The 26,158-nt window shown below is 45.4% G+C and carries 21 protein-coding genes and 1 tRNA gene; 12 read left to right on the plus strand and 10 right to left on the minus strand.

What is annotated here, in order from left to right:
- The first annotated feature begins 334 nt into the window (after nt 1–334).
- From HRU42_RS02345 to HRU42_RS02360, 4 genes are all read left to right on the plus strand, one after another.
- Entirely contained in the window at nt 335–3,391 is a 3,057-nt protein-coding gene (locus tag HRU42_RS02345) for a DUF748 domain-containing protein (protein WP_295028662.1), read from the plus strand.
- Nucleotides 3,392–3,460: 69 nt separating this feature from the next.
- Complete coding sequence (locus tag HRU42_RS02350) at nt 3,461–3,817, plus strand: glutathione S-transferase N-terminal domain-containing protein (protein WP_295028664.1); 357 nt, start codon at nt 3,461–3,463, stop codon at nt 3,815–3,817.
- A 292-nt stretch (nt 3,818–4,109) separates the two neighbouring features.
- Complete coding sequence (locus tag HRU42_RS02355; RefSeq protein ID WP_295028666.1) at nt 4,110–4,556, plus strand: hypothetical protein; 447 nt, start codon at nt 4,110–4,112, stop codon at nt 4,554–4,556.
- Between the two features lie 224 nt (nt 4,557–4,780).
- Nucleotides 4,781–4,975: a DUF2986 domain-containing protein gene (locus HRU42_RS02360; RefSeq protein ID WP_295028668.1), complete on the plus strand. Its 195-nt coding sequence runs from the start codon at nt 4,781–4,783 to the stop codon at nt 4,973–4,975.
- 142 nt (nt 4,976–5,117) lie between these two features.
- Here HRU42_RS02360 and HRU42_RS02365 read toward each other — a convergent pair whose 3' ends face one another.
- Nucleotides 5,118–6,638, minus strand: a complete 1,521-nt coding sequence (locus HRU42_RS02365; RefSeq protein WP_295028670.1) for an MATE family efflux transporter — start codon at nt 6,636–6,638, stop codon at nt 5,118–5,120.
- 220 nt (nt 6,639–6,858) lie between these two features.
- A complete protein-coding gene (locus HRU42_RS02370) occupies nt 6,859–7,698 on the minus strand; it encodes an ion transporter (protein WP_295028672.1) in 840 nt (279 codons plus the stop codon).
- A gap of 297 nt (nt 7,699–7,995) precedes the next feature.
- Between HRU42_RS02370 and HRU42_RS02375 the strand changes: the two genes are divergently transcribed.
- Both HRU42_RS02375 and HRU42_RS02380 read left to right on the plus strand, forming a co-directional pair.
- On the plus strand, nt 7,996–8,460 hold the full coding sequence (locus HRU42_RS02375) for a L,D-transpeptidase family protein (protein ID WP_295028737.1): 465 nt from the start codon (nt 7,996–7,998) through the stop codon (nt 8,458–8,460).
- A gap of 30 nt (nt 8,461–8,490) precedes the next feature.
- On the plus strand, nt 8,491–9,063 hold the full coding sequence (locus HRU42_RS02380) for a VOC family protein (protein ID WP_295028674.1): 573 nt from the start codon (nt 8,491–8,493) through the stop codon (nt 9,061–9,063).
- Nucleotides 9,064–9,711: 648 nt separating this feature from the next.
- On the opposite strand, the gene HRU42_RS02385 is transcribed toward HRU42_RS02380, so the two are convergent.
- Both HRU42_RS02385 and HRU42_RS02390 read right to left on the minus strand, forming a co-directional pair.
- Nucleotides 9,712–10,002, minus strand: coding sequence for a YkgJ family cysteine cluster protein (locus HRU42_RS02385; RefSeq protein ID WP_295028676.1), 291 nt, complete (start codon nt 10,000–10,002; stop codon nt 9,712–9,714).
- A gap of 323 nt (nt 10,003–10,325) precedes the next feature.
- Entirely contained in the window at nt 10,326–10,463 is a 138-nt protein-coding gene (locus HRU42_RS02390; RefSeq protein WP_295028678.1) for a hypothetical protein, read from the minus strand.
- Between the two features lie 57 nt (nt 10,464–10,520).
- On the opposite strand from HRU42_RS02390, the gene HRU42_RS02395 reads away from it, so the two are divergent.
- Nucleotides 10,521–11,096, plus strand: coding sequence for a hypothetical protein (locus tag HRU42_RS02395; RefSeq protein ID WP_295028680.1), 576 nt, complete (start codon nt 10,521–10,523; stop codon nt 11,094–11,096).
- A 343-nt stretch (nt 11,097–11,439) separates the two neighbouring features.
- Here HRU42_RS02395 and HRU42_RS02400 read toward each other — a convergent pair whose 3' ends face one another.
- The 3 genes from HRU42_RS02400 to yejK form a co-directional block, all read right to left on the minus strand.
- Nucleotides 11,440–12,276 (minus strand): M23 family metallopeptidase, encoded by an 837-nt coding sequence (locus tag HRU42_RS02400; RefSeq protein ID WP_295028682.1) that lies wholly within the window; start codon nt 12,274–12,276, stop codon nt 11,440–11,442.
- 64 nt (nt 12,277–12,340) lie between these two features.
- Nucleotides 12,341–13,225: a 6-carboxytetrahydropterin synthase gene (locus tag HRU42_RS02405; RefSeq protein WP_295028684.1), complete on the minus strand. Its 885-nt coding sequence runs from the start codon at nt 13,223–13,225 to the stop codon at nt 12,341–12,343.
- Nucleotides 13,226–13,577: 352 nt separating this feature from the next.
- Entirely contained in the window at nt 13,578–14,609 is a 1,032-nt protein-coding gene (yejK, locus tag HRU42_RS02410; RefSeq protein WP_295028686.1) for a nucleoid-associated protein YejK, read from the minus strand.
- A 324-nt stretch (nt 14,610–14,933) separates the two neighbouring features.
- Between yejK and HRU42_RS02415 the strand changes: the two genes are divergently transcribed.
- The 4 genes from HRU42_RS02415 to yeiP all read left to right on the plus strand — a co-directional run bounded on the left by HRU42_RS02415 (nt 14,934) and on the right by yeiP (nt 18,499).
- Nucleotides 14,934–15,149, plus strand: a complete 216-nt coding sequence (locus HRU42_RS02415; protein WP_295028688.1) for a YejL family protein — start codon at nt 14,934–14,936, stop codon at nt 15,147–15,149.
- 100 nt (nt 15,150–15,249) lie between these two features.
- The gene (locus HRU42_RS02420) at nt 15,250–17,037 is read left to right on the plus strand and encodes a DUF3413 domain-containing protein (protein ID WP_295028689.1); all 1,788 of its coding nucleotides are present in this window, start codon (nt 15,250–15,252) and stop codon (nt 17,035–17,037) included.
- A gap of 226 nt (nt 17,038–17,263) precedes the next feature.
- Nucleotides 17,264–17,340: transfer RNA gene (locus HRU42_RS02425), tRNA-Pro, on the plus strand.
- Between the two features lie 580 nt (nt 17,341–17,920).
- Nucleotides 17,921–18,499, plus strand: coding sequence for an elongation factor P-like protein YeiP (yeiP, locus tag HRU42_RS02430; RefSeq protein WP_295028691.1), 579 nt, complete (start codon nt 17,921–17,923; stop codon nt 18,497–18,499).
- Nucleotides 18,500–18,640: 141 nt separating this feature from the next.
- Here the strand turns inward: yeiP and HRU42_RS02435 are convergent, their stop codons facing one another.
- Nucleotides 18,641–18,799 carry a hypothetical protein gene (locus tag HRU42_RS02435; protein WP_295028693.1) on the minus strand — a complete coding sequence of 53 codons (159 nt, stop codon included), beginning with the start codon at nt 18,797–18,799 and terminating at the stop codon, nt 18,641–18,643.
- 401 nt (nt 18,800–19,200) lie between these two features.
- Between HRU42_RS02435 and HRU42_RS02440 the strand changes: the two genes are divergently transcribed.
- The gene (locus HRU42_RS02440) at nt 19,201–21,387 is read left to right on the plus strand and encodes a diguanylate cyclase (RefSeq protein WP_295028695.1); all 2,187 of its coding nucleotides are present in this window, start codon (nt 19,201–19,203) and stop codon (nt 21,385–21,387) included.
- 246 nt (nt 21,388–21,633) lie between these two features.
- On the opposite strand, the gene HRU42_RS02445 is transcribed toward HRU42_RS02440, so the two are convergent.
- Nucleotides 21,634–25,191, minus strand: coding sequence for a M1 family aminopeptidase (locus tag HRU42_RS02445; RefSeq protein WP_295028697.1), 3,558 nt, complete (start codon nt 25,189–25,191; stop codon nt 21,634–21,636).
- A gap of 11 nt (nt 25,192–25,202) precedes the next feature.
- Nucleotides 25,203–26,084 (minus strand): ABC transporter ATP-binding protein, encoded by an 882-nt coding sequence (locus HRU42_RS02450; protein ID WP_295028699.1) that lies wholly within the window; start codon nt 26,082–26,084, stop codon nt 25,203–25,205.
- Nucleotides 26,085–26,158: the final 74 nt, after the last annotated feature.

Genomic DNA, 26,158 nt, shown 5'->3' on the forward strand with positions numbered 1-26,158 from the left:
TATAATATACAATCTTTATAAATAGCAAGCTGAACTACACTTAGTTCTTAATCTTTCATACTGCTTGGTATTAAGTCCTATCTCGCCTTTCACTCAACAAAGGACATTCAATGGGCTCACCATTTACGACTCTGGTTACCAAGCTGCGCCTCCCAGGGAAATGCATCATAGCAAGGTCAAAAGTGTCACCCAAGCGTTCCCATTTCAAGCCCGAGGTTAATCAAATTCGATGAAAGGTCGATAATTTAAAACATTTATATAACATATCCATCAAGTTCGCTAAAATACGTATTAACTGGAATATTTTTCGTACAACTTAGTAAATAGGCCTCAAATGTCAAAACCATTCACCCAATTGGCTGTCAAATTTCGCCACCTCCCTAAGTATCAAAGATACCTGGCTGTTTTGTTGACTATCTACCTTATTTTCACCGCTTTACTCGGCCTCTTGGTCCCCTACGTTGCTCATAAACAATTGCCCCAAGAATTATCGGCAATACTCAAGCGCCCGGTTATGCTTGAGGATGTCTCCATCAACCCATTCACTCTCGAGGTATCCCTTACCGGTTTTAGTGTACAAGAGAAAGATAACACTAACTTCATCGGCTTCGGTAAACTGACCTTCGAGCTGGATTTCTGGCGTTCTATTATCAACCTGGCTCTCAGTGTCGATCATGTGACTCTGAACAAACCTTATGCCTTAGTGGAGCGCCTCAATAAGCCAGATTCATTCACTTTCAATTTTTCAGACATCATCCATGAACTGCTCAATAGTGAAGTCAATGAGACAGTTGAGCAGCAAGCTGAAACTCCAAGTGGCCTGCCTCATATCAAGGTGAAAAACCTGTCCATCTTAAATGCAGAGCTGCTCTACACCGATAAGGTCACTGATAGTAGCCTCCACTACCCCGCCATGACTCTTCATTTGCAAGCGTTCGACACCCTGAAAAATTTCGATAGTAATGGCAACGGCAGTAACCAATTTTCAATTCGCTTTGTGGGCAAAAAAGGCGGAGAAATTGCCACCCAGGGAAAACTGCAGCTATCTCCATTAAGCATCATAGGCGAACTGCAGCTCACGGCGATTCAATTACCACAATTTTGGTCATTCATTGCCGATGAGGTCCAGGCAAGTCTAGAGAGCGGTCAGTTTAGCTTTAACACCCATTTCGAAATCTTAGCCCAACCGGGTAAGGCCCCTCAGTTGCTCACCCAAGATGGCCAATTCTCGTTGGAGAATATCTCCTTCGTCGATGATCAAAGCCCATTGATATCACTCCCCCTGTTGAGTTTACATGGCATCAGTCTCAACTTGTCCGAGAAGCAGATTAAGGTTGCCAGTGTAGAGACAGAGAAATTATCCCTTAACGCTAGACTGACAACTGAGGGATTGGATATCGTCCCCTTATTTATGCCTGTTGTCACCTCAGCCGAAGAGCCATCCCCTGAGTCGGCACAACAAGAGACGGCCTCTTCCGTACCCGTAAAAATTGGCCAAGTGTCTGAGGACAAACAAGTCGACTCAGCCTGGTCTGCAGTCATTACGAGTGTGACAGTTAAAGACTACGATCTAAACTTGGTAGAGAATCGTCTAACAGACAATACCCCTTGGCGAATATTCCCGTTCAACCTTAGCACTGGCGAGATACGCTCAGATCTTGAATCTCCTATAGAATACCGCTTAGATCTGGCCATCAACAACAAGGGCACATTTCAATCTTCGGGCTCGGTGGACGCTAAGCAAGAAACATTGAAAGCCGACATCACCTTGTCTAAGTTTGACCTCAATCAGATCCAGGCCTACCTGGTGCCATACATAAATATCGACCTGCAACAGGGTGAGCTCAATACCAAGGGTAGCCTCACGGCTGGCTCAGATAAAACCCTCTATTTCTCCGGTGATATTGGCGTCGATAACTTATTAGTCAAGGACACACTGCATAAGAAGACCTTAGTAAAATGGCAGTCCATGTCGGTCAACCGACTCATTTTCGATCAAGAAAAGCATAAATTATCCATAGAGAGCATAAATTTTACCAAGCCTTACGGACGTATCATCATTGCCGAAGACAAGAGCACCAATATCCAAGCCCTACTGGTTAACGCCTCCCCTGAACACGCAAGTAATACGCCAGCAAAGGCACCGGCTGAACCCCAAGCGCCCCTCGAAATTGATATAGGCCAGATACGATTCAATCAAGGCTCGACCTTCTTCGCCGATAACTCATTGACACCTAACTTCGCCGCCAGCATTGAGCAATTAGAGGGCAGCATAGACAAGCTATCATCCACCGCTAAGCGTCCCGCCTCGGTGGACATCAAGGGCAAGATAGATAAGTATGCCCCGGTCACACTCAAGGGGGAGCTCAACCCTCTACTGGAGATGCCCTATCTGGATCTGGCACTCAATTTCAACAGTGTTGAGCTGACATCGGTTAACCCCTATTCCGGCACCTATGCCGGTTACTATATCGATAAGGGGCAAATGTCTCTATCACTGAACTATCAAGTGGAGAACAATAAGCTCAAAGGCAGTAATCATCTGGTGGTGGACCAACTGCAACTGGGCAAGCCCAGTGACAGCAGCTTGGCCACCAGCCTGCCGGTCACTTTAGCCATCGCCCTACTGCAGGACAGACACGGAGTCATAGATTTGGGTCTTGATGTCTCTGGCGATCTGGACTCGCCGAGTTTTAGCTTTGGCAGCATCATCATGACGGCATTTACCAATGTGATCACTAAAGCTGTCACCGCACCTTTCAGCTTGCTGGCTGACCTGTTCGGCGGCGACGAGCAGCAACTGGATAAGATAGCGTTTGAACCGGGTCTGGCGCTGATCTCAGCCGATGAACAAGAAAAACTGGCCACACTGGCTAAGGCGCTACTCGACCGCCCCAAATTAACCCTGAGCATAAAGGGTGCCATCGATGCAGTTAGTGACGCTCGGATCCTCAAAGAGCAGATTTTGTACCATAAACTGGCGGAGTTAAGTCACACAGAGGTCGAGTCTCTGCCCAATGAGCTCTCAGCCAGTAACTTCCCTACACAGGGGCCACTCTCTGATGCACTGATTAGCCTGTATGAAACTGAGATGGCCTCGAGCGCCAATGAGCTAAGACTCAGTATTGAAAGGCAACATACACAAGAAGCAGAACTAGACCAAGAGAGACTGCAGACGCTATGGCACATAGCTTTATATAACTTCTGCCTAAACAAACAAGCTGTCGATGATGACATGTTAGGAGCTTTAGCCAGCGCACGCGCACGCGCGGTAAAAGCACACCTGATCGAGGTCAATAAAGTCCCGCCGTCACGTATTTTCCTCCTGGACAGCCGAATCGACATTAACCACGGGGCACAGGAAGCCCTGCTTACATTAGGTGCCGATTAAACAAAGATTTAATATTGAGCAGACATGAGTTACACTCTCGCCGTTTTCAGACTTTATCAGAGGTAGCTCATGTTTGTTGTTCGTTGGCTTTTAGGCCGTATCATACTTACTCTTAATTTTATTTTCACTCCCAAGAAACGTAAGCGTCCTTCGGATGAGCAGGCAACAATTGATAGCGAAACTGAGTTGCTGACCCTGTATCAATACAAGGCTTGTCCATTTTGCGTAAAAGTTCGCCGCGCCATTCGTCGCCAAGGCCTGAATATTGCCACCCTAGATGCTAAGCAAGATGACCACCAGCAAACGCTAGTAGAACAAGGTGGCAAGGCTAAGGTGCCCTGTTTACGAATTGAAGCAAATGGTGAAACACGTTGGATGTATGAATCTTCAGATATCATCAGTTATCTGGACACCCGATTCGCATAAACAATCGGTTTCATCATCTCTTAGGCAGTAACATTATTTCAGATTGAGTTACTGCCTTAGTTTTCGCCCCAACATTCCGATCAAGATTTCGCAGCATTTAGATTATGACCCCACACATTGCCCTCACAGTCGTTCACAAGTCTAGCTTAAGGTAAAAAAGTGTATATCATGGCATAATAACGCTATCCTGCCTTAACAGCTTGCTCTGCGGCTTTAATTTCCACCTTGTTTATGGGTTAAGAAATCAGCTATTCCCGCCGAGAAATCATACTAATAAGAACACATAAATCTGATGCGAAAATGCCTAATCAACACCCTGTCAACCTTGTTTATCTTGAGTGTTATCGCCGGATGTGCAGGAAAAAAAACGGATCCCAGTGACTTTGAAGGCAAGGTCAAAGATAGATTAAAAACAAATATACGCAGCAACGGTATCAAGTTATTCACATATAACGCCACACTCACCTCCTCGAGTGACTCTATCGACCCAATGCCCCATCATCAAAGAGTAGAGCAGGCCAAACGGAGTAACCGTTCTCGCTCTGGACGCTTTGAAGTCGATCTCACTGATTGGACCCAGCAGATAGAACTCGGCTTATCTAAGACATTAGACATGACGGGCTATTGTCGTGAGGGCTATATGGAATTAAGTCGGCTTATCGAAGTTGATCGCGGCGAAATTCGCGGCGAGTGTAACGAGGGCGCGACCCAAGCAGATAGAGACAAGTTTTCCTCTTAGCGTCGAGTCAGCTCATTTAAACCGTGAGACTTCAAGGTTTAGCATCATAGAAATAAATGGCTTCGAGCACCATGAGTTGGCCAGAAGCCCGACTTTTCTGAACAAATAACATAAGTATTGATGCTGTGACTGGATTGGTGATGTAGATTAAGTTAAAATCCGCGTCCGGTTAATATCCGTCACTATATGAGTGGCAGATCAGTCAAACAGTTCGGTAGAGAGCCATGAATAAAAAACAAAAGATGATCAAGCTAACGGCAAAGCGTACCAAGGCTCGTAAAAATAAGCACACAGCTCCTACGGTTAAGAAGTATATCTCTAAGTCTGACCGAGCTAAGATGCTGGCCCAAGAGGAAGCTGAAGCCGCATTGAAAACCACCGTAGAACAGAATGACGGTGCAGAAACCCAAAATAAATAAGCGGTATTCACTCAAAATATTTAACGAATTCATCAAAAAGGGAGCCATGTTCCCTTTTTCTTGTCTATAGATTAACAGGCTATTTTAGCAGGCTAACTTGCAGAACCTAAAGCCAGTCCGACTTAAGCTTTAGTCACCCAATCTAATTTTCTTTATGACCTGATACTTTTAGTACCTCAGTCACTTGATTACTCGCCTCGCAGTCTTGCTCTTCATTAATCTGTGCCATCTGAGCACATGATGATGACAGAGGATTGGGACTACTCGGGAGTAGTTCTTCATCTAACGGGTCTATGCCCTTCGCTGATGTTTGACTGCCGAGTCCTGTATCGCTGAGGCGAGTCAGCTTCACTTTATCAACCAGGACATAGGCGGTGATCACACCCAAGATACCGAAAATGACACTCCCAATAACCTGTCCAATCAATACCCCTTCGACCCCTCCCCACTTAGCGCCAAAATAGACGAAAGGTATGGTGCCTACCGTGGCCTTACCCACATTTAAGAAGGTTGAGTATTTAGCCTTACCCAGATTGTTAAACGAAGCATTCGCCACAAAAAGAGCCCCGGAGAACACAAAAAATACCGCAATATAAGTACAGAAGAAACGAATAAGCTCCGCACTTTCCCCCTGCATGCCGAAAACTGAGATTATCTGCTCTTGAAGCAGCATGAGTATCACGGCAACACTGACCACATAAAGTACGCAAAATTGCAGCGCCTTGGTAAGACTCTCCTGTACTCGCTCAAACTCATGAGCACCAAAATTCTGACCGATAATTGGACCAACCGCACCAGACAGCGCGAATATCATCCCGAATGACACAGGAATAATACGGCCTAATACGGCCCATCCCGCCACATAACCATCACCGAAATCGGCGATGGCTCGGGTGACGACGGCATTACCAATTGGCGTCGCGACGTTGGTCATCATGGCGGGCCCGGCAATAGCAAAAATAGGCTTTAAATCGGCGATGAAACTATTCAATTCAAACTGGCCAAAGAGTTGGTGCTTAACGATAACGCCCCGTGCAGCCACCAACATGACCGCCAACCTTGCCAGCACAGATGCCACAGCTGCGCCCTCGATCCCCATGCTCATGGCGAAGATAAAAATGGGGTCTAACACCAGATTGACACCACCGCCGACTAAGGTAGATATCATGGACAACTTGGCGTCTCCAACGGCCCTTAGCGCCGCTCCCAGTGCCATGGCCAAACTGATAAAAGGCATTGAAGGCACCAAGATATACAAGTAATCGGCGGCAAGCTCGGCGGTATGGCCCTTAGCTCCAACCAGGGCCAAAAGTTCAGGAATAAAGAAGGTCACCACGGCAGATACGATCAGCGATATTATCAGGGTGACAATGGCGCTATTTAGCAATAATCGCTTGGCGACATCCAATTGTTTCGCGCCTATGGAGCGTGATACTAATGCCCCAAGTGCGATGGAGAGCCCTATTCCGATTGATGTGGTGAAGAATGAAATGGTGCCCGCGTACCCCACAGCAGCGGCGAGTTCCAACTCACCCAGCAGACTTAAGAAGAATATATCGATCAAGTCGACCACAAACAGTGCCGAAATCCCCACAGCAGCGGTGGAACTCATCACCAGAATGTGACGCATGATTGAGCCTTGAACAAATTTAGCTGTGGTCATTTCTATCCTTGATTGTGTCTTACTGGTATTTAATTAACTGGATTTAGCATCTTTCAACATGGTTACAAATAAGGAAATTAAAGCTCTCTTTCTAGCTCTCCACCGCAGTTGTCACATCATTGAATTCGTCATTCTCATGACAAAAATAAGACTGTTAAAGCTCCCTTTCTAGCTCTCCACCGCAATGATCACATCATTAGCATCGTCATTCTCATTAAGACTACAGTTCCCTTTCTAGCTCTCCACCGCAGTGGTCACAAAATAGCGCGTCATTCTCATGACCATTCTTCAGGCAATTACTGCAACGGCGCAGATCTTTACTGCGACTTATCTCTTGTGATATTTCGGCGGTTAATATTCCGGTAGGGATCGCTATGATGGAATAACCGAGCAACATGGTCAGGGCTGCAATCGCCTGTCCTAAGTTGGTCCCTGGGGTAATATCGCCATAGCCCACTGTGGTAATGGTCACAATCGTCCAGTAGATAGACTTAGGGATCGACGTAAACCCATTCTCGGGCCCCTCGACCACATACATCACGGCACTAAGCACCATGACTATCAGACTAACGGAGAAAAAGAAGATAAAGACTTTACGTCCAGACTGTAGCATAGCCCGGAGCAAAACATTGCCTTCGCTAAGATATCGTAACAATTTAAGAACACGGAATATTCTAAACAGCCTTAATATTCTGATAACCAGTGTAAAACTGGCCCCTGGGAAAAATATTGCCAGATAACTAGGCATCACAGAGAGCAAGTCCACCACGCCGTAGAAACTTCGCGCATAGCGCAGCGGATGAGCGGAGCAATAGAGCCTCAACAGATATTCGAGAGTGAAGATAATGGTAAAACCCCACTCCAGGATATTGATGATCTCGCCATACCGCTCATGAATGCTGGCAACAGTATCCAGAAATACCAGGGCAACACTGAGAATGATGCAGACTATTAAGGCAATGTCAAAATAGCGTCCCAGTTTAGTATCGGTTCCGAATATGATCCGACGAAGTAGATGGCGTATCGAACTGCCATTATCTGATGATTTCTCTTGATACATGTAAACTGATTTTCCTCGATCTGTTTAGTTTGGATATGCAGGTATTGATAACGGCGAGCTTTTCTCTGCCTCAATCGCGATTATACTTAAACCTTAACAAGCTGAGTATTTTGCCACTTCTTTTTCACAATACCAAACAGATACCTCAAGTCCTGTGCTTATTGGCAGATTAAGGTATTATAAGCCCACTATATTCAATAATTGATGAGCTGTTATTTTCCGATGCGCCTATTTTTTTCTGTAGCGATATTGACACTTTTTGCAGGCCTGTCTTTGCCGGTCTCGGCTGTATCTTCGATGCAAAACTCATTATCGAGCTCAACGGTTGTGAACATAGGCAAGATAGATCTGGTCGTAGTGACCAAGTCGACTTCGACCATGGCCTTGATGCGTGGCGGAGAAGTATTACGGCGCTATCACATCGCTCTGGGAGACAGGCCCCTAGGCCATAAGATCCAAGAGGGGGATCAGAGGACTCCTGAAGGGCGTTATACCTTAGACTATAAGAAATCCGACAGTGCCTACTACCGAGCCATACATATCTCCTACCCTAACGAAGAAGATCAATTACGTGCCAGTGCCTTAGGTATTCAACCCGGCGGCCAGATAATGATCCACGGCCAAAACCCGAGGTCTTCTCTTAGCGCCGAAGAAGCGCAGCAGTACAATTGGACCGATGGCTGTATCGCCATCACTAACCCGCAAATGGATGAGTTGTGGCACGCCATAGACGAAGGTACGCCCATCGAGATCTTGCCTTAACCTACATTGCTATTGGGATCATCACTAAGCATGACAAACGCCATATCAGAGCGGGTATTAACCGATACCTGGCCAATTTTCTGCGACAGAATAACGGTTTTCCTGCAAGAACTTGGGCTAGAGCATCTCAAGCTAACCTGCGACCACGCCGCCTTAAGAGTCAATTCTATTGAGGCAGCCGAGACGCTGAGTGTGTATTTCCAACGCCAGGGACAAATCATTTCCAACAACATGATCAATGGCCGACCAATCTTAATTTTTGAGCTTAATACGCCACTTATCATGGGGCAGATGAAGATTGATTGCGTAGAGCTTCCTTATCCGAGTCACAAGCAGTATCCAGTCGAAGGCTGGGAACATATCGAACTGGTATTAGCTTGCACGGCCACAACTTGTGATGAACTGAAACTGCAGCTATTAGAGATGGCGCCGCAACTTGCAGCTGTATTATCCGGAAAATCTGAGATAAAGGTCAAGATGAGCTCACCTCAGGGAGAGCATGAACGCCTGACTAATCCTACCATCGCCTTCAAGAAAGATGATATCTGTATAAAGATACATCCCCACGGCATCAAGGCCGTTATCGAGTCTGAACGCCAATAAATTGGACTATTTTAAATATCAATGTGAGAGGCTTAAGAGCCTTCCACAACCATTGCAGCAGGCATAACTTAGGCATTAAAGTCAAAAAAGGTCACAGCCCCCCTAGCTCACTTTGGCACTAAGTGGGTTAGATTTTTGCTAATAAGCCTTTTCCATCAGCAATCGCTAGAAACGGTTTATTTTTTGCCAATACAGAACACCAATCAGAACGCTTTATGCCTTTTGATGCCCACGCGTCAACTTGTGACTCAGAATAGTCCTTGATATTGACCAAACGAACCGTGTTATAAAACAACGCCCACAAATCATCGCTATCTTCTTCTTGGTATTATCTTATGCGGAACATACATCTCCTATTGTGATCTAAGCCTGCTTCAGGAGTTTATCTCGCGTAGGTCGATGATCTGTTTTTAAGCTTATGGCCATTTATTAACACCCATTATTTGTTCCACCTTAGGGGCTAGCCGTGAAATTAGTCCTTTGAAGAGAGTGGGGAAAATACGCTGTCGGAAGTATAATAAAAATGGCAACAAGCTAAAAAAAACAACGACTGAGGAAGGTTAAATCACTCGGTATAGGTCGCGGCTGCGAGCGGCCTATTCATATTAGTTATGGGTTAAAATTAACAGTTGTAAAATTAATAGAGCACTACATTTTCTCTATTCGTTCATCTATACATTCATTTGATCCCATGCCAAACTCGCGACAAACCCAAGGTCGATTTTCATAAATAGAGCACAGTAATGTATCTCGATCTAAAGCTGAACACCAGCCATCATCTAATCGCAACATAGATTCATTCCCATATACATCAACATAAATATGCTGATCAGGAACACCTGTATCGGAAATAATAATGACTTCTGAACTGCAACAGCATGCTTGACAGTTTGCACATGTCACTTCGGAGACGGGTAAATTTTTTACGCTAATGGTCATAAACAGCAACAATAAATTTGATGACCAATAGGATACTCTATACTGGTGGTTTTCTCGAATTTATAGGGCCCTAACGTATTTTAAGCAGCGAATAATGATTGGTTATAGTCTGAACCTAAGCAAAACAAGCCAAGAGTCAGCCAAATTCGGCTGACTTATCTGTTGTATAGCAGTTTCCTCTGCATATGTCAGACAGCCAACATCAGTAGTTTCAGACAGCTGCAAATACAACTTACCTCCTAGCACTAACTAGCCATCAATAGCCATCAATAGCCACACTTTGGCAGCTACGACTATACTTTACACACAGCCACTGCGACTACTCAGGCAAATACGGTCAAAAAATTCAAGATATCGGCCCCCGATGGCTTTGGCAATGCGCCGCGGGTCAACGTCGACTCGACCTCGGGGGAGAAGTGGAATGTGGTCGACAAGACTAAGATCACCAGATTCAAGATCAACTTAATCGCTTCGATGCGGGACAGAGCCTAAATCCTATCAAGATCTGTAACAACGAGTTGACCAAACGTTTATCTGAACAACCTGAGCTGAGTAAGTATCTGCTGTTGGCAGAGGGCTTCAGTGTTAACTACCCTGCGGCATTTACCCTTGGTTATCATTTAACCTGCAAGTCCATCGGCCTGGGCTTTACCGATACTGCATCCAAGATCACCCAGGTTAACAGCAAAATAGCTTGCCTAGCATCGGCTTTGGCCGAAAAGAAAATACCTACGCCTAAACCACAAGCCATTCCTGCCAAAATCCTGTCCCTGATTAACACGGTCAACTTCAAGGCGAGTCCGAATACTTACAAGGGCAGCTGCCCGACGACAATAAAATTTATCGGTAGCATAACCACAAACTTCGCCGGAACGGTGATATACCGTTACGTGAGCCATGGCAGCAGAGTATCGTCAACATTCAACTTAAAATTCGATAAGAAGGAAACCCGAACAACCCTATCTTGGGCTGGTACCGACTGGAAATACTGGCACCTAAGCCAGCAGGTTCGGTACAGGCTAAATACCGGGTCGACTGTGTGGTCCCAACACCAGCCAGGGCAACCATTAAGAATTGAGTCTGTTACTCACTAGGCACGCCAGTTTTAAGTTGACGAGATGCGGCATTCCATGGATTTTTTTTGCGGAAAAAGGACAGAAAATAACTCCTAATGCAAACATAACTATAACCAACTGCCAGACGGTATCGTCCACTCCATTTACCTCTAACAACGCGCCTGCGAAAGAGTGGATCATGTTCTGGCGCTGGCTCAGAAAATAACATGCTAGCCTGGTGGAGGTTTAATTCAAAGGCTTGTATGGAGAATAACCCCACATTTCAAACGAGTTCGGCTAATGTGAGGCCCAAGCTTCTGTTTTATCGTGACGATAGCCATTATCGCAACCCAGAGTATAAGACGTGAAAAGCCGGGTTAGATTACTGCTTAAGCACTTCAGCCATATTCGGTACTATGGTCACAGGATCGAGACGCATCTGATACCAGTTAACACGCCAGTCTAAGTGTGGGCCTGTTACCCTGCCCGTTGCACCGACTTCGGCGATAGCTTGGCCCTGCTTGATGACCTCGCCATCTTCGACATACAGCTTGCTCAAATGCAGAAAGCTGGAACTGACGCCATAGCCATGGTCGAGAATAATCGTGCCGCCGGAATAAAACATATCCGCGACAGATAAACTGATGACACCATCGGCAGGGGCGACGACGACAGTGCCGGTTTTCGCGGCGACATCGACGCCATAATGAGGATTTCCCGGCTTACCGTTATAAACACGCTGACTGCCGTACACGCCTGAGATACGCCCCGTCAGCGGCCAGATGAAATCTTGAGTGAAGGACTTTAACTCAGAAAACTGACTTCGTGCGGCTTTGACTTGTCTGCTGTCTTTGGCGGAACGCTCCTGTGCTTTAGGATCTGGCTTCATGATCTTTTTACTGATCCCGTTCACCCTGTCTATCTTGTATTCTTTCGCCTTAATGCTCAGTGGTTTAATCTGAGTCAAGCCATCAGGATAAACAAGTTTTAACTCTTGCTTTAGTTCGGCCTTGCGGGAAAAACCAAATACGAAGGCGCCTTCTGGGGTCACCTTGAGCGTTTTACCGTTGAGATATACTTGAGTACCTGGCTCGACCGTAGCTCGGATCAGGGCGCCCTGTTCCATCTTACCCATTAACTGAATTTGCGCGCCTGCATTAACGGTAAATAGGAGTGTTAATCCAGCCAAAAGTGTGACCATCTTCGGGAGTAGAGTCATTAGATTTCCAGTCATATGTGCTTGGTCTCGGCTAGTCGTGAACATTAATATCCAGGCACTCGCATCAGAGACATAAGTTGCCTTTTACTGAGATGGCCCCTTTACCAACCCCTTCATAGGCGATCACTTTAAATTCACTCTTAGGCGCTTTCTCAACCAGGGTATTAGCAATAAACTCTGCCAGCAGCTCTACCGTAGTGTCATGTGGAATGATCTCACAATGAGACTTTGGCATGGCGAGTTGGAACTCCCCCTGAGGTGCCTGATAACAAAAGCCATAATGAGTCTCTTCGCTCACCCTTGCCTGAGGAGAAAGGCTTAACTCATTCAAATTAACCACATCTTCTTCGGTACCTAGATAGATGTCTTTCCAACGTTTAGCCCAATATTCATCCCACTTCGGCGCCGCAATACCGTTTTCGAAGATATTGATTGGGCTACGATGACCATGAGCAATGCGCTGACAGTTACCATCGTGCTTTTTAAGGCCATGGGTGTAATGATAAAATGGGGCTTCGTGCATCTCATTACGCAGTGTCAGCGCTATACCTTCGACATTATCCGGCAACACGGCTCTCAATGCTTTCAGTAAGAAGGCATTGACGCTATCGAAGTCGATAATTTCACTGGGGATCAAGGCAAAAGCCTGAGACGGGCATGCGAGATGAATATTGCCCTGCAGGCTGCTAAAATCCATCCAAACTTTATCGCCTTGCTGTTGCCAGCGCACTTCACTGCAAGCGGTGGGGATGAGTAAACGGTGATCGGCGACTTCATCAATGGTATTTTTGATGGTGCGCTTAACTTTCGAAAAGTCTAACACCATATTTTGCTCATCTAAGCCGCCGTCGAGCAGAACATCAACTATCCAGCTTTCCCCCACCATGCCGCGAATTGGACACAAGTAGGAAAAATCGATTACGGTTAAATCTCTTACAAAAAGTTGCATTTACGCTCCTAGATGGAAAAACAGTCCACCTTTTTAACGTCCATTCGGCAATGGCCAAAGGACTGAAATAGTGTCTCAAGACAAATTGGCTTTATCTTTGAGGTTTAAGCAAGTTTACATGTGATAACACTAATTTTCGACCCGTTTATTGCGCCTAATTGTAAACTTGGCGAGTATGCTTGATTTGTCATCAGTATAAACCTGATAATTAACTTTACACCTTGTCAAAAATATATCGCCAAACAGGATGCCCAGCCCCCGCCGACTGGCGTATCAGTTTTATCTTCGGCCAACAAAAAAGGCGCTTAATAGCGCCTTTTTGATTTAAAGCTAAAACCTCAAGGATGACTGACTACTGGCCGCCCTTTAGACGTCTATCTAACTGATCCTTCAAGTTTGCTGGCACGCCTTTTATCAATATGGTGTCTGAGATGGGATCATACATGACCCGCTCACCAAGGTGTGCCCCATCGAAGCTAAGCGTCACGCCACCGCCAGTACCGGAAAATTTCTTCAGTTGACGTAGGGTCGGTTTATCACCTGGAAACTCATCTTCGAGCTCATAGTCTCCGCCCTTGGCAAAATCATAGAAAGATTCCATGCCACTATCGGCGAGTTCATCGGCAAGATCTTTAATTTCGATATCTGCACCAACATCACAGCGCTCGGTACAATAATCGAAAACCTTCTCACGGCACTGCTGACGCTCATCTTTGGTCAGTTCGCTGCTGGAAACGAAATCTTCGACGGCATTCATCAACTGCTTGTTTTGCGCCTTAGTGTTAACGCCTTCTACACAGCCCATAAAATCGAGGAAGAAGTCGGCAATTTTTCTGCCCGCACGTCCGCGAATAAATGAGATATATTTACGTGAACCTTCATCCGCCTGCCATTCGGTCAGATCGATTCGCGCCGCCAGCTGTACATCTTTAAGATCTAAATGGGTATTTTGTGATAGTTCCATATCATCGAGCACAGTCATCGATGGCTTAGCATTGAGCAAAGAAACATACAGGTAGTCACTGGTCATATGGGTATAGCAAGCCAAAAGTAAGTAACCACCTTGACTGAAATCGTACTTGGACAACTCTTCTTGCAATAACTTACCCGCTAAGCCAGAAAATTCGACGAAGCCAAGTTGACCATCTCGGTACTCGGTTAACGCCTGCATAAACTTAGGATTAGCCTCTCCATCTTCACCTGAGATACCGAAATGTCCAAAACCTTTACCCGCCTTTGTGGTGTATGTTTGATGTAACTCATCCAACATGGTTTCAACGGCTTCGCCATTCAATAAAGGTTGGGGACGCAATCGACAGCTTAATTTCCCGTCACTGTCTTGAATAATGGCATGTATGATGGCTTGTTCGACGTTTATGCTCATAGGTCTCGATAAAGAAAATGGTTAAAGATGTGATATCACCAATATAAGGTCACTGGTCGTGCGACTCGGTTCGCTTCAACAGAACCTCATTTTCGGGTCAATTTTAATGAGCCTATATTGCCCCAATTGAAATCCTGCTTCAACAGTAAGATGACTAATACTCACTAGCTAATCCTCGACAAAAGGCGCAACAGCCAAATTTACACCAGTCAAAGTGGCTATTGCTATCAAAATCAGCCTAAGCAGTGCAATGATATCGTGCTTAGGCTGAATTTCGGTTATCATGGGCGCTAAATATCTCGGTAACCGAAACACTTTTTTAATATGGCTATAAAATCAAAATATTCTAACACTCAAGTTGAATCTCTTATTGCTGAAATCAGTGCTGTGATGGATAAGCATCAAGCTCCGACCGACTTAAGACTCATGGCATTGGGTAACTGTGTGACAGATCTTCTGGCACGTAAAGTCCCACAGGAAGCCAGAGGCCAGGTAGCCGAGCAGTTTTCAAAAGCCCTAGCTCAGTCAGTTAAACGCTAATTGATGCCTTCGAGCATTGAAACTAGCTAAAATCGTAAAAAAAAACTTAAGATACTTTAGTATCAAATAAAATAAGCATTTAAACGGTAAGCGGAGCCACATGGTCGAGCGTAAAAAGGAAATGGGCCGTGATCGCGTATCACGCCTGGTAACTTGGGGACATTGGTTCGCCTTCTTCAACGGCTTTCTTGCCATGATTGTGGGCTTCAGGTATCTCGGTACTCTGGGTCATCCTGAGACTTGGGTTGGCTGGGGTTATCTGGCCATCAGCACCTTAGGTCACTTTAGTTTTTTGGCCTTTATCGTTTATTTGGTGCTGATTTTTCCGGTCACCTTACTGCTGCCCTATTCGAAGATTTTACGTGGCTATGCAGCAAGCGTTGCCACCTTAAGTCTCTGTATTTTACTCTATGACACCATCATTTATGATGATTACGGACTGCACCTGAGTCCGTTTGTATTTGATCTGGCATGGGCCGACCTTAATGCCCTGCTTCGTGGCACTTCCTATATCATCACCCCCTTAGGGATTTTAGCCATTGAGCTCACTGCGGCAAATTTCCTCTGGAAAAGGATCGAAAAAATCCACAAGGTGCGTCGTGGTAACAAGGTCGTCGCCTTCGTGGGTGTATGCTTTATTAGCAGTCATCTGATCCATATCTGGGCCGATGCCGCAGATATTACCGAGATCACTCGTCTCGATGATGCTTACCCGCTCTCCTATCCCGCCACAGCCCGTTCGTTTATGGAAAGTCATGGCATAGATAGTTCCACGCGGCCAAAAGTAAGCTCATCCCAGAGAAGCAGTTTGAACTACCCCAAACGTCCACTGCAATGCACTAAAACCCATGATGTGCAGCCTAATATCTTGTTATTAACCGTAGATAGTTTTAGGGCAGATATGGTCACGAGTAAGACCATGCCCTTCTTCAGTCAGTATGGCCATAACAATCAGGAGTTCCTACACCACATCAGTGGCGGCAATCAGTTCAACAGCGGCATGTTCTCCATTCTTTATGGACTTCAAGGCAGCTATATCAGCTCAGGAGACTTGTCACAGACGCCTCCTCTACTGACTCAAGTATTGAAGCGACAGGGCTATCAGCTGGGCTTATTCTCAGGCTTGCACGCCAGTCAGATACCTCAAGCCATCTATGATGATTTTGAGCAGAAAATCTCGCCACCAAACACTAGCGATGCGGCTCAAGATATTGAAAATGTTGTAGAATTCAAAACTTGGCAACAGGCACAGAAAAGTCCTTGGTTCGGTCTAATTAACCTTAGAGCCCCTGACAGCTACGATACCCCCATTGGATTTTTGGGTATTGAAACTGTCCAGTCTGAGCAGAAATTAACACCTGCTCAGCGAGTCTTGTTTAATCAATATCGTCAGTCATTGAATTTTATCGATCAACAGATTGAAAAAATCATCACCAACTTGCCCACAGATACCTTGGTCATCATCACAGGGGTCAGCGGTAAATTGTTTACCAGTAACCTGGATGAGGCTAGAGGTAACCTCTCTCCTGCCAATGTTCAGGTTCCTTTAGTGATCCATTGGCCACAATCGCCGGCGAAAGACGTAAATTATCGAACCAGCCACTATGGCATCGCGCCCACCTTGATGACTCAAGTTCTTGGCTGCACGAATTCGGCGACCGATTACAGTGCGGGTCGAAGTCTATTGCAGCCCGATGCTGAATCTTGGCTATATGTCGGCGATAATCGTATCTTTGGTATCTATCAAAAATCTGAAATTACGGTGATCGACAGACACGGTAAGTACCGCATCTATGATAAAAATTACCAGCATCGCCTGCGCAAGAAGTTGAGTGCACCTGAGCTAATCGAAGTGATGCGTGAAGGTCGTAGGATGTATAGCAATTAAAATAGAGAGAGTCCGTACTGTGTATCGATATCTCTTTGAACCCGTATTACGCGTTAATTGAGTAATTACCGACTAAAAAGCTTACAAACCAAGCAATCAGATCGAATGTGGTGACTAATTGCTTGCAGAACCTCAAGTGACTTGCTAAAGTTCTGCCTCACCTAAATAGCCCCTTGAAAAAGATGTTTAGGTGTTCTTAGACGCAGTTTAGGTTCTAAGAAAATCTCGGGATATGGCCTAGTCCGGTAAGGCGCTTGTCTGGGGGACAAGAGATCGCAGGTTCAAATCCTGCTATCCCGACCACATTAAAAAAACCAGACTCAGCAATGAGTCTGGTTTTTTGCTATCTATCCCATGCTAAAATCCAGACGATAAAGTCTGGCTAATCTCTATATCTTCACTCTTGTCTCAGAGTCTTCGCCTCAATGAACAACTACCGTTTTCCATTTTCAGTCTTTTATTTGGCACCACAGGGTTAGCAAGCACTTTACTGGCCGGAATGGGGTTTTAATGAACAAAGCGACGTAGAGGAGCAAGCTGGCTCAGCGGGTGAAAAGATGAAGCTTGCTATACTCATAGCCGCCCACCAAATACCATTGCAATGACTCTTACTCGATGAAGCTGACAATTATTCAGATAGTGAATCGAAATGCCTATTATTTGCAGCGTTACATCAGTATCGAGGAGGTTTTATCTTATATTCATTACAGAACCCGGCATCACAGCAAGCGTAGAAATCATAAACGAGTAAAATCACTGAGCTCCTGTGGACTGCGGATTAGACTGGATTATCTGCTCTCGCACTAATTTTAGCTAAGCTGGATTGGTATCCAGCTTAGCTTATGATATTTTACTGACAAAATTACTTATCGAGATGTTACTCATGCCGAAGGCAAGCGACGTTAAAAAGAATACTGCTATCGAATTCAACAATAATGTTTATCTCATCAGAGATATTGAACGTTCAGTGCCCCAGGGACGTTCGGGAGGCAGCCTGTACCGCATGCGCATGTACGATGTAGCTTCAGGGTCTAAACTGGATCATACCTTCAAGGCCGATGATATGATAAGCCTTGCGGATCTGAGCCACCACGATGTGACCTTCTCTTATATCGATGGTGACGAGTATGTCTTCATGGACGTAGAAAATTACACCCCTTATCATTTCAACAAGGACACCATAGCCGAAGAGTTACTCTATATCACCGAAGACACTCAAGGCTTGCATGTGCTTACTGTCGATGGCTCACCCGTTGCCATCGAACTGCCTTCCCATGTCGATCTGCTCATCGTCGAAACAGACCCTTCAATCAAGGGAGCTTCGGCCAGTGCACGTACTAAGCCTGCGACGCTTTCTACCGGGCTGACGGTACAGGTCCCTGAATATATTGCCAATGGTGAGAGGATTAAGATCAACACCGCCGAACAAAAATTTATGAGCCGCTCAGACTCTAAGGCTTAATGAAGCTGGATTAACCAGACATGGACCCGTTATTGGGAGTCAAATAACGGGTCTGCTTGCTTCACAACTTGGTCAATATCTCTGGAAATTATGACTCTGAGTCAGTAATCGATTGCCTCAAAAACCCGCGAGACGAATCCATTACTGCCGTGATTCTTCAACTTCAGCCTTCTGCTTTCGCTCAACTTCTAACTGCTTTTGTAGGCGTAAGTCTTTGGTGATCCCATAGACAATAAAAGATAATAAAATGGCTAAACCTATGCCGACTTTAAAGATATGTTGATTGATTAAATCATCCATTTTCATGATCCATTTGATGTGATACCGAGCGGTATGAGTGTGAAGCTTTATCGCTTTGAGCGAAAAATTATGCACCACGACAATGAAGATAAACTTAATCTGACTCTCAGGCGCTATACGCATGCACAACGGACTCAAGTAATTCAACTAAAAGTAAACCTATTTAACCCTAGGCTTACATGGGCGCATAGCAATCGCTCAAAAACAACCAAGCGTAGCCATTGATGATACATTTAGCCGGTCGTTTCTCTCTATCCCGCTCCATTTTGATAACCGTCCACTTACCATTTGGCGCAAAGACCCAGCAATCGGCAACCTTTTTGTAACAAATGTATTGAGAATAGAGCTATAAGGCGCTAGCATCTATACCTAGCCGCGAGATAAAAGAATATAAGGCTTTAATGTTCCAGATTAATCGTCAGCATTTCAAGTTCTCCTTCTTTCTAGGCTTATTTGGCCTCATAGCGAACCTGTACCCCATTCCCCTGTTTGGCAATGTTCAGCTTATCTTGGGCAACGGTTTTTTTGTCATCGTCGCCATCTTGTTAGGCCCTTGGTATGCGCTGATCACCGCCCTGCTCTGCTCAATCGGCTTATTTATTTCCTGGTCTAGTCCCCATGTATTTATCATCTTCTGTCTGGAGGCCATCTGGTTAGGCTTCGCCCGCAGAAAAGACATCTATTCTCTATACGCGGATATCGGATATTGGCTGTTATTAGGTATGCCATTATTTGTGCTATACGCCAGTATTTTTTCGGAATTACCTGAAAGCCACCTCTCCTTTATCACATTAAAGCAGGGCGTAAATGGTTTAATCTGCGCCGCTATGGGCTCTCTGGCTGTCACCGTCATCTCTGAGTTATGGCATCTAGATGGTAAGGTGAGAGACAAGAAAAGACGTAGCTTCAATGCTCAACTCACTTACAGTTTCTCCTTAGTACTGACCATCTCACTGTTGGGCTCGGCGCTGATATTCAATCATCAGGTGATCACCAAACAACAAGAGAGTTTACAGCGAAACTTACATGATTCAGTCACTCATTTAGGACTGGCGACTGAAGTATTCCTTGAAACGCATCAGCGAGCGATAGATAACGCCGCTAGATGGCTGAGTTTGTCAGGCACAGAGAATATATCTGACTGGCAAAGCAAACTGGTCAAGCTGCATCAGAGTTACCCAGGGTTTACCACCATGCTGGTAACCAACGCCGATGCGCGTATCATAGCGGCGAGCCCCATGTCGGCATTAGGCGTAGACAAGGTACTCAACAAAGAGATCAGTGTCGAAGACCGTCACTACTTTCAGCAAGCATTTTTCAATCAAACCACCTACATTTCACCGGCATTTTTAGGGCGAGGGTTTGGCACTGACCCCATAGTTGCCATCAGCGCGCCCTTCTACCACAGCAATAAACCTAACCAACCAACAGGGATCATCGAAGGTTCATTAGATTTAACCACCTTCGCTCAAATTGAGCAGGCCAATGAGGTCTACCAAGATCAATTTTTGATCCTTATCGATGAAGCTGGCAGGGTCATATACGCATCAAATGCCTTAAGTCTTACCCCCTTGTCCAAGTTTAAATGGGCTGAGAGTGGCAAAAACTATAAGACCAGTCTGTCTATGATCAACCTGCGAGATATCGATAATCCGAGTCCCGAATTTATCTATGACAGCTACACCCTCGATAATCAATGGAAACTCTATGTGGTTAAACCCTTTTCTCCCTTATTAAAATTACTAGAGTCTCAATATCTCACCACATTTGCTGTACTTATCTTCTCCATCATAATTACCGTCTTAGTGACTCGAGTCCTGAGTATCCGCTTGACTCAGCCACTTGGCATCATTGCCAATAAATTTGCCGAATATGGACACAGTAAAGCGGCCGATTATCATATCAACGAAGAATCACCTATTGAGTTTCTCAACTTATATCAGATCATTAAGAAGAGTAAGCAAGAGCTAGTTTCTTACCAGTTAGAACTCGAAGAGAAGGTCGCGATCCGTACCTTTGAACTGCAAAAAGCCAATGCTAAACTGCAAATATTAGTCGAAAAAGATGAGTTAACGTCTCTGTACAATCGTCGCTATGCCGAAGTCAAATTCAGATCCACCCAAGATTTTTGTCAACGTAGCGATGAAGTGATGGCGCTGGGGATCTTAGATATCGATAATTTCAAATCTATCAATGATACCTATGGTCATCAAGGCGGTGATGAATGCCTGCGGGTTTTATCAAAAGAGATGAAAAAATACTTTAAGCGGGATACCGATGTCATCGCACGTTATGGTGGTGAAGAGTTTTTGCTCATCTTACCCTTCTGTAATGTGCTAATGATTGAAGCGCACCTCAACGAGTTTAAAAATAATGTTAGAGGCTTAGCCATCGAAAACCCTAATGATAAACGTCTGATAAGCATGACGGTCAGCATAGGTGCCCTGGTGAACAATGCTAAATTCAGTACCGAGTTAGAGGCCTGGTTTAAACAAGCCGATCTTAACTTGTATCTGGCTAAAAACCAGGGCAGAGATAGGGTCATAATCTCTATGCCTAGACCAGTCGATGCCAGAGTGACAAGCTAATTTATAACGCTTACGCCTAGTCTAACGAACTGCCCCCCCCCCTTAGTCAACAAGCTTTAAATCCCGTAGAAACAGGCCACTGACCTTCGCCGACAAGCTTTTATCCCAATAGAAACCAGCACCAAAAGCCATTAATGACCCACTCTAATGGAGAACTTTATGTTTAACCTTACCCATGAAAACTCAGTTTCACCCTTCATCTGCGGGTGCTGATTGTCTTCATGGGCAAGGGGCTTTTATCGTCGATTAAAGCTTAAAGATATTGTCCTTGGCATCACGGTCAATCAACTTAATGAAGGGGTCGACCCCGACATAGCTTGGCTCACCGTCGAGGATAAGGGTTAAACTATTTTCGCCACTGACGAGTCTATGCTTCTCTAATAGTATAACTTCACTATCGTTTTCAAGCTTATCCGGATCGGCACTAAACACACCAATATCGATTAAGGCATCCAATGGTAATTCAGATTCCTCGCCTTTGCCTTGGGCGAGTTTGCGGCCAGCATGAATAGTCAAGTCCAACTGTACCTTGCCATTATCCAATTGAGTCATTACCACATTCGTCAAACGTAAATCATATAAGATGATCTTATTAAACGAATCTTCAATGAACTCAGCTTGCGCCTCGTCCACATCCTGTTTGAGGTATTTGACCAGATCTAAGGTGGTTGGGAATGGATCATTACGATACTGATAACGCATTAAAAATGCCTTCAAGTTATCATTCAGTCTCGCTTCCCCGATGGTATCTTTTATCGCCATCATCACCACAGCGCCTTTTTGGTAGTGAATGTATGCTTGATTTTCACTACGCAATAACGGCATCTCGCTTATTGACTCTGATGAGCGACCCCGTAAGTACCGGTCCAATTCATATTTGAGAAATTTACGGATCATGTTCTCGCCGTATTTTTTCTCCAGCACCATCAAGGCAGAATACTGAGATAAGCTTTCTGAAATAACGGCACTGCCCTGAACATCAGCCGCTCCCACTTGATGCCCCCACCATTGGTGAGCCACTTCATGGGCCGTCACGTAATACACAGGATCAATGTTGTCTTCATTGCGCAAATCCGTGATAAAACCAATGCGCTCCGAATAAGGCACGGTATTGGCAAAACTTTGCGCGAAACTACGGTAACTTGGAAACTCCATGATCCGCATTTGCTTATGCTGATAGGGCCCAAATGCTAGCGTGTAATAATCGATAGAGTCATTAACCGCTTCGATCATCCGCGCCACGTTCCAAGGATGATCCGGATGATAGTAGACTTCAACCGCTATGCCCTTATGCTCAGTGCGTTCAACTTGATAACGCGCGGAGATAATAGCGAAAAAGTTCACCATGGGACTGTCCATCACATAGTGAAAATACTGTCGCCCGTTTTGTTGCCACTGCTTCTGCAAGTATCCTGGTGCAATGGCAATTTGGTCGGCAACCGTCGAAATGGTCGCTTCAAACTGAATGAAATCACCATCGACCCCAAAAAAGTTCTGGGTGTAAAAATCACTGTCCTCAAGCTTGTTCGCTCGCTGTTTTTCAGCCAGACCACGTTTTTGGCGCTCGTGCCGGTCTGACAGTTCATCATTTTCTTGATAACCAAATACAGGTAATAACTCAAAATTATTAATGAAGGTGCCATTTTCAACCACAGTAAAATCGAAGCCAGACTCGGCAATCCCCACGGATCCACGGGTTAACTGAATGTCCCCTTGTACAACCTCTCCCGGCATAACCGGCGTGTCGAAGGTTAACCAGGTATTACGATAACGGCCGTCAAACTCTCCAAGGGTTGAATGAGGAATGTTAATCTGTACCGTTTCCCCACGCGTATGCTCAGGCAATTGCACCAGCATTTTCTCAATCGGCGTAGCGGATTTGTTCTGCCATTCAAATTTAATATTCGCCACTAACTTACGTGCTTCAGGATACAGGTCGACATTGGCATTCACTTTTGTCGCCACTAGTATGGGCCAGCCTTGATATTGCTTGAAGGCCTTCTCGTAATCGGCTCGTAAATCGGCACGTTCATCTGCTGTTTGATGCTGATTTACCACTTTAGTTTGGTAAAATAAGTAACCACCCATCCCCAAGAAAACCACCAAGGCGCTCGCCACTATCGCCTTGCCACTGCCACCTATTTGATAGCCCAGTAAGTTCAGCCGGGTCTTGAGGCTCTGCTGTGGCCCCCTATGATATAAGCCATAGCCTAAAACAAATAAGATGACGCTAAACGCCCCCCAGTAAATCATGTACATACCGTGAGAGACTAAGCCCCAACCGTAACCATTCATATCCGAGTAAGCTAAAATGGGTGACTGGCCAAAATTATACAAACTATGGCCAAAACCCCAACTTGCCATCACAAATGTCGTTAAATAATAGCCAACAAATAACCCCATACCCGCGTACTTATTCGGGCTCAATACTTGTAGGAAAAAAGCCAGTACCGCTGACATAATCAACGGCACAAGATAATAAAACCCGAGACGAATGACATATTGCGACAATTCAAGATTGGCTTGACCTTTTATCAACTGGAAGACAATCGTAGTGCACATGGCAAGCACATAAAGCAGGGTCATCACGATGACAATTGACACCAGCTTTGAACTCCAAAAGCTCAGATTGGACACGGGCATACTATCAACAATATCCCCCATGCCCGATGTGCGCTCACGCCAAACAATTTCAGCACTGTAATAAATCAGCACTATGATCATCAATAGACCCGTTGCGCCGGCAATATTGTCGACCATGTCTTGAGTCAAGGGCCAGTTGGAGGTGCCATACCAACCAAAATCATTAAACATAGGGCCGATTAAGTTAAACACGGTTAAGACCCCTAACACCACAAAAGGGGCCGTCAACAGCACTTGGCGGACTTCAAACTTTACCCGCGCCCAAAACTGTAGACGGCCATTGGGCAACGTCGCCATCGCCAATGTTGACACAGGAATAAGCTTGGGTTGGGTACCGACTTTGAGGGGTTTTTTTTCACGTTTCTTGGTTAACTTAGGCGAACGAAACACGCCGGACAGCCCCAGTAAGACACTGGCAATACCTAGCCATAGCAGGCGGTTTTGCAGCATAATGCCTGACAATTCCACCAACTGGGTATTTTTCTCACTGATGGTCCAGTAACGGGTGACATCCGCAAAGGTACGCAGCGCAAACGGATCGAGTAGCGCAGCTAGGGTTCGGTATTGCGGTTGGCTCGCCATCTCCCCCGTTAAGGTATAGAGCACCAGCATTGCCACGGCAGTCAGATACAAGGCCATCAAAGACCTAAACCAGGTTGCCATGGCATAAAATAAGGTCGAAATCAGCAATAAACTCGGCAAAGCCAATTGCAAATAAGGCAGCACATAGCTTAACAATGAGGTTGAGCCAAAACGGCTGGCATCCACCCAAGGCATGAGTGAGCCCAACAAGAGCCCAAGGGGGATAAAGGCAAACACGGCCATCACCACCGCAAAGCTGCCCATAAAGCGGCCAAACTGATATGAAAATGGGGATAGGGGCTTACTGAAAATCAATTCTTCCATCAAATGTTGATGGTTGCGAATGGCTGTGCTACCGACAAAATTCACCACAGCAAACATCGAAATAAAGCTCATTACGAGTATCGACTGGGTAATACTAAAGGGGCTATTCTTCATGACTTCGCCGCCGGCACCAATTTGTATATTATTGGAAGCGACAGACAAAAAACCCAATAAAAAAAACAGCAAGGCAATCACGTAAAATGACGGTTGGCGCAAGTAATAACGCCATTCAAATCTCACCATAGATAACAACATTGTCGTTCTCCTTATGCTGTCTGACCATTACGATGGCTATGAAGCGTGGAAAAATACAAGTCCTCAAGACCCGCACTGGCAGGCGCGAAGCCTTCAGGACACTGGTCAGACATCACGTTGAGAACCGTGCGGCCCGCAAACAAGCGCTTGGAAATGACAGATAGCTCAGACTCAAGTTCCACAACCTCTGCTTGACTGACCGTCTTAGTCCAAATTTTATCATTCAGCTCCCCGACTAATTGCAGAGGATTACCTTCAAGTAAAATTTTACCCGAAGCCAGCACAGCCATTTTTTCACACAGCTCTGAGACATCTTCGACGATATGGGTAGAAAGAATAACCACCTTTTCCTCACCTAAGCTGACCAGCAAGTTATGGAAACGGTTGCGTTCCTCGGGATCGAGTCCGGCAGTGGGTTCATCGACGATTAACAATTTAGGATCGCCAAGCAGCGCCTGTGCTATGCCAAAGCGTTGACGCATACCACCAGAAAAACCGCTGACGGCTTTGTTTTTATGTTGATATAAATTGGTGTGTGCGAGCAAGCCATCGACGGCTTCTTTACGGGCTTTAGCGTTATTTAGCCCTTTCAATATGGCCAAATGATCGAGTAAATCATAAGCGCTTATACGAGGGTACACATTAAAATCTTGTGGGAGATAACCTAAGGTTTTACGCAGTGATTGGGGCTGAGCCATGACATCTATGCCATCGAAAATAATACTCCCCGAGTCTGCGCTTTGCAGGGCGGCGATGGTGCGCATCAAGGACGACTTGCCGGCACCGTTGGGCCCTAATAACCCGAACACCCCCTTGTCTATGTTGAGATTCACGCCATCGAGTGCGTTAACACCGTTGCCGTATGTTTTATTCAAGTCGGTGATAGTTAACATGTATACCCTTTATGTCATTCTTTTTGGTCACAAAATAACACCGAAGGTAGCATATAAGTTTACAATGGATCAAC

This window comes from Shewanella sp., from assembly GCF_013214165.1.
Lineage (GTDB): Bacteria > Pseudomonadota > Gammaproteobacteria > Enterobacterales > Shewanellaceae > Shewanella.

Bases quoted from the DNA above. Each gene is read 5' to 3' on its own strand.
- HRU42_RS02345 (WP_295028662.1), top strand. From the start codon at position 335: ATGTCAAAACCATTCACCCAATTGGCTGTCAAATTTCGCCACCTCCCT.
- HRU42_RS02350 (WP_295028664.1), top strand. From the start codon at position 3,461: ATGTTTGTTGTTCGTTGGCTTTTAGGCCGTATCATACTTACTCTTAAT.
- HRU42_RS02355 (WP_295028666.1), top strand. From the start codon at position 4,110: ATGCGAAAATGCCTAATCAACACCCTGTCAACCTTGTTTATCTTGAGT.
- HRU42_RS02360 (WP_295028668.1), top strand. From the start codon at position 4,781: ATGAATAAAAAACAAAAGATGATCAAGCTAACGGCAAAGCGTACCAAG.
- HRU42_RS02365 (WP_295028670.1), bottom strand. From the start codon at position 6,638: ATGACCACAGCTAAATTTGTTCAAGGCTCAATCATGCGTCACATTCTG.
- HRU42_RS02370 (WP_295028672.1), bottom strand. From the start codon at position 7,698: ATGTATCAAGAGAAATCATCAGATAATGGCAGTTCGATACGCCATCTA.
- HRU42_RS02375 (WP_295028737.1), top strand. From the start codon at position 7,996: ATGCAAAACTCATTATCGAGCTCAACGGTTGTGAACATAGGCAAGATA.
- HRU42_RS02380 (WP_295028674.1), top strand. From the start codon at position 8,491: ATGACAAACGCCATATCAGAGCGGGTATTAACCGATACCTGGCCAATT.
- HRU42_RS02385 (WP_295028676.1), bottom strand. From the start codon at position 10,002: ATGACCATTAGCGTAAAAAATTTACCCGTCTCCGAAGTGACATGTGCA.
- HRU42_RS02400 (WP_295028682.1), bottom strand. From the start codon at position 12,276: ATGACTCTACTCCCGAAGATGGTCACACTTTTGGCTGGATTAACACTC.
- HRU42_RS02405 (WP_295028684.1), bottom strand. From the start codon at position 13,225: ATGCAACTTTTTGTAAGAGATTTAACCGTAATCGATTTTTCCTACTTG.
- yejK (WP_295028686.1), bottom strand. From the start codon at position 14,609: ATGAGCATAAACGTCGAACAAGCCATCATACATGCCATTATTCAAGAC.
- HRU42_RS02415 (WP_295028688.1), top strand. From the start codon at position 14,934: ATGGCTATAAAATCAAAATATTCTAACACTCAAGTTGAATCTCTTATT.
- HRU42_RS02420 (WP_295028689.1), top strand. From the start codon at position 15,250: ATGGTCGAGCGTAAAAAGGAAATGGGCCGTGATCGCGTATCACGCCTG.
- yeiP (WP_295028691.1), top strand. From the start codon at position 17,921: ATGCCGAAGGCAAGCGACGTTAAAAAGAATACTGCTATCGAATTCAAC.
- HRU42_RS02435 (WP_295028693.1), bottom strand. From the start codon at position 18,799: ATGGATGATTTAATCAATCAACATATCTTTAAAGTCGGCATAGGTTTA.
- HRU42_RS02440 (WP_295028695.1), top strand. From the start codon at position 19,201: ATGTTCCAGATTAATCGTCAGCATTTCAAGTTCTCCTTCTTTCTAGGC.
- HRU42_RS02445 (WP_295028697.1), bottom strand. From the start codon at position 25,191: ATGTTGTTATCTATGGTGAGATTTGAATGGCGTTATTACTTGCGCCAA.
- HRU42_RS02450 (WP_295028699.1), bottom strand. From the start codon at position 26,084: ATGTTAACTATCACCGACTTGAATAAAACATACGGCAACGGTGTTAAC.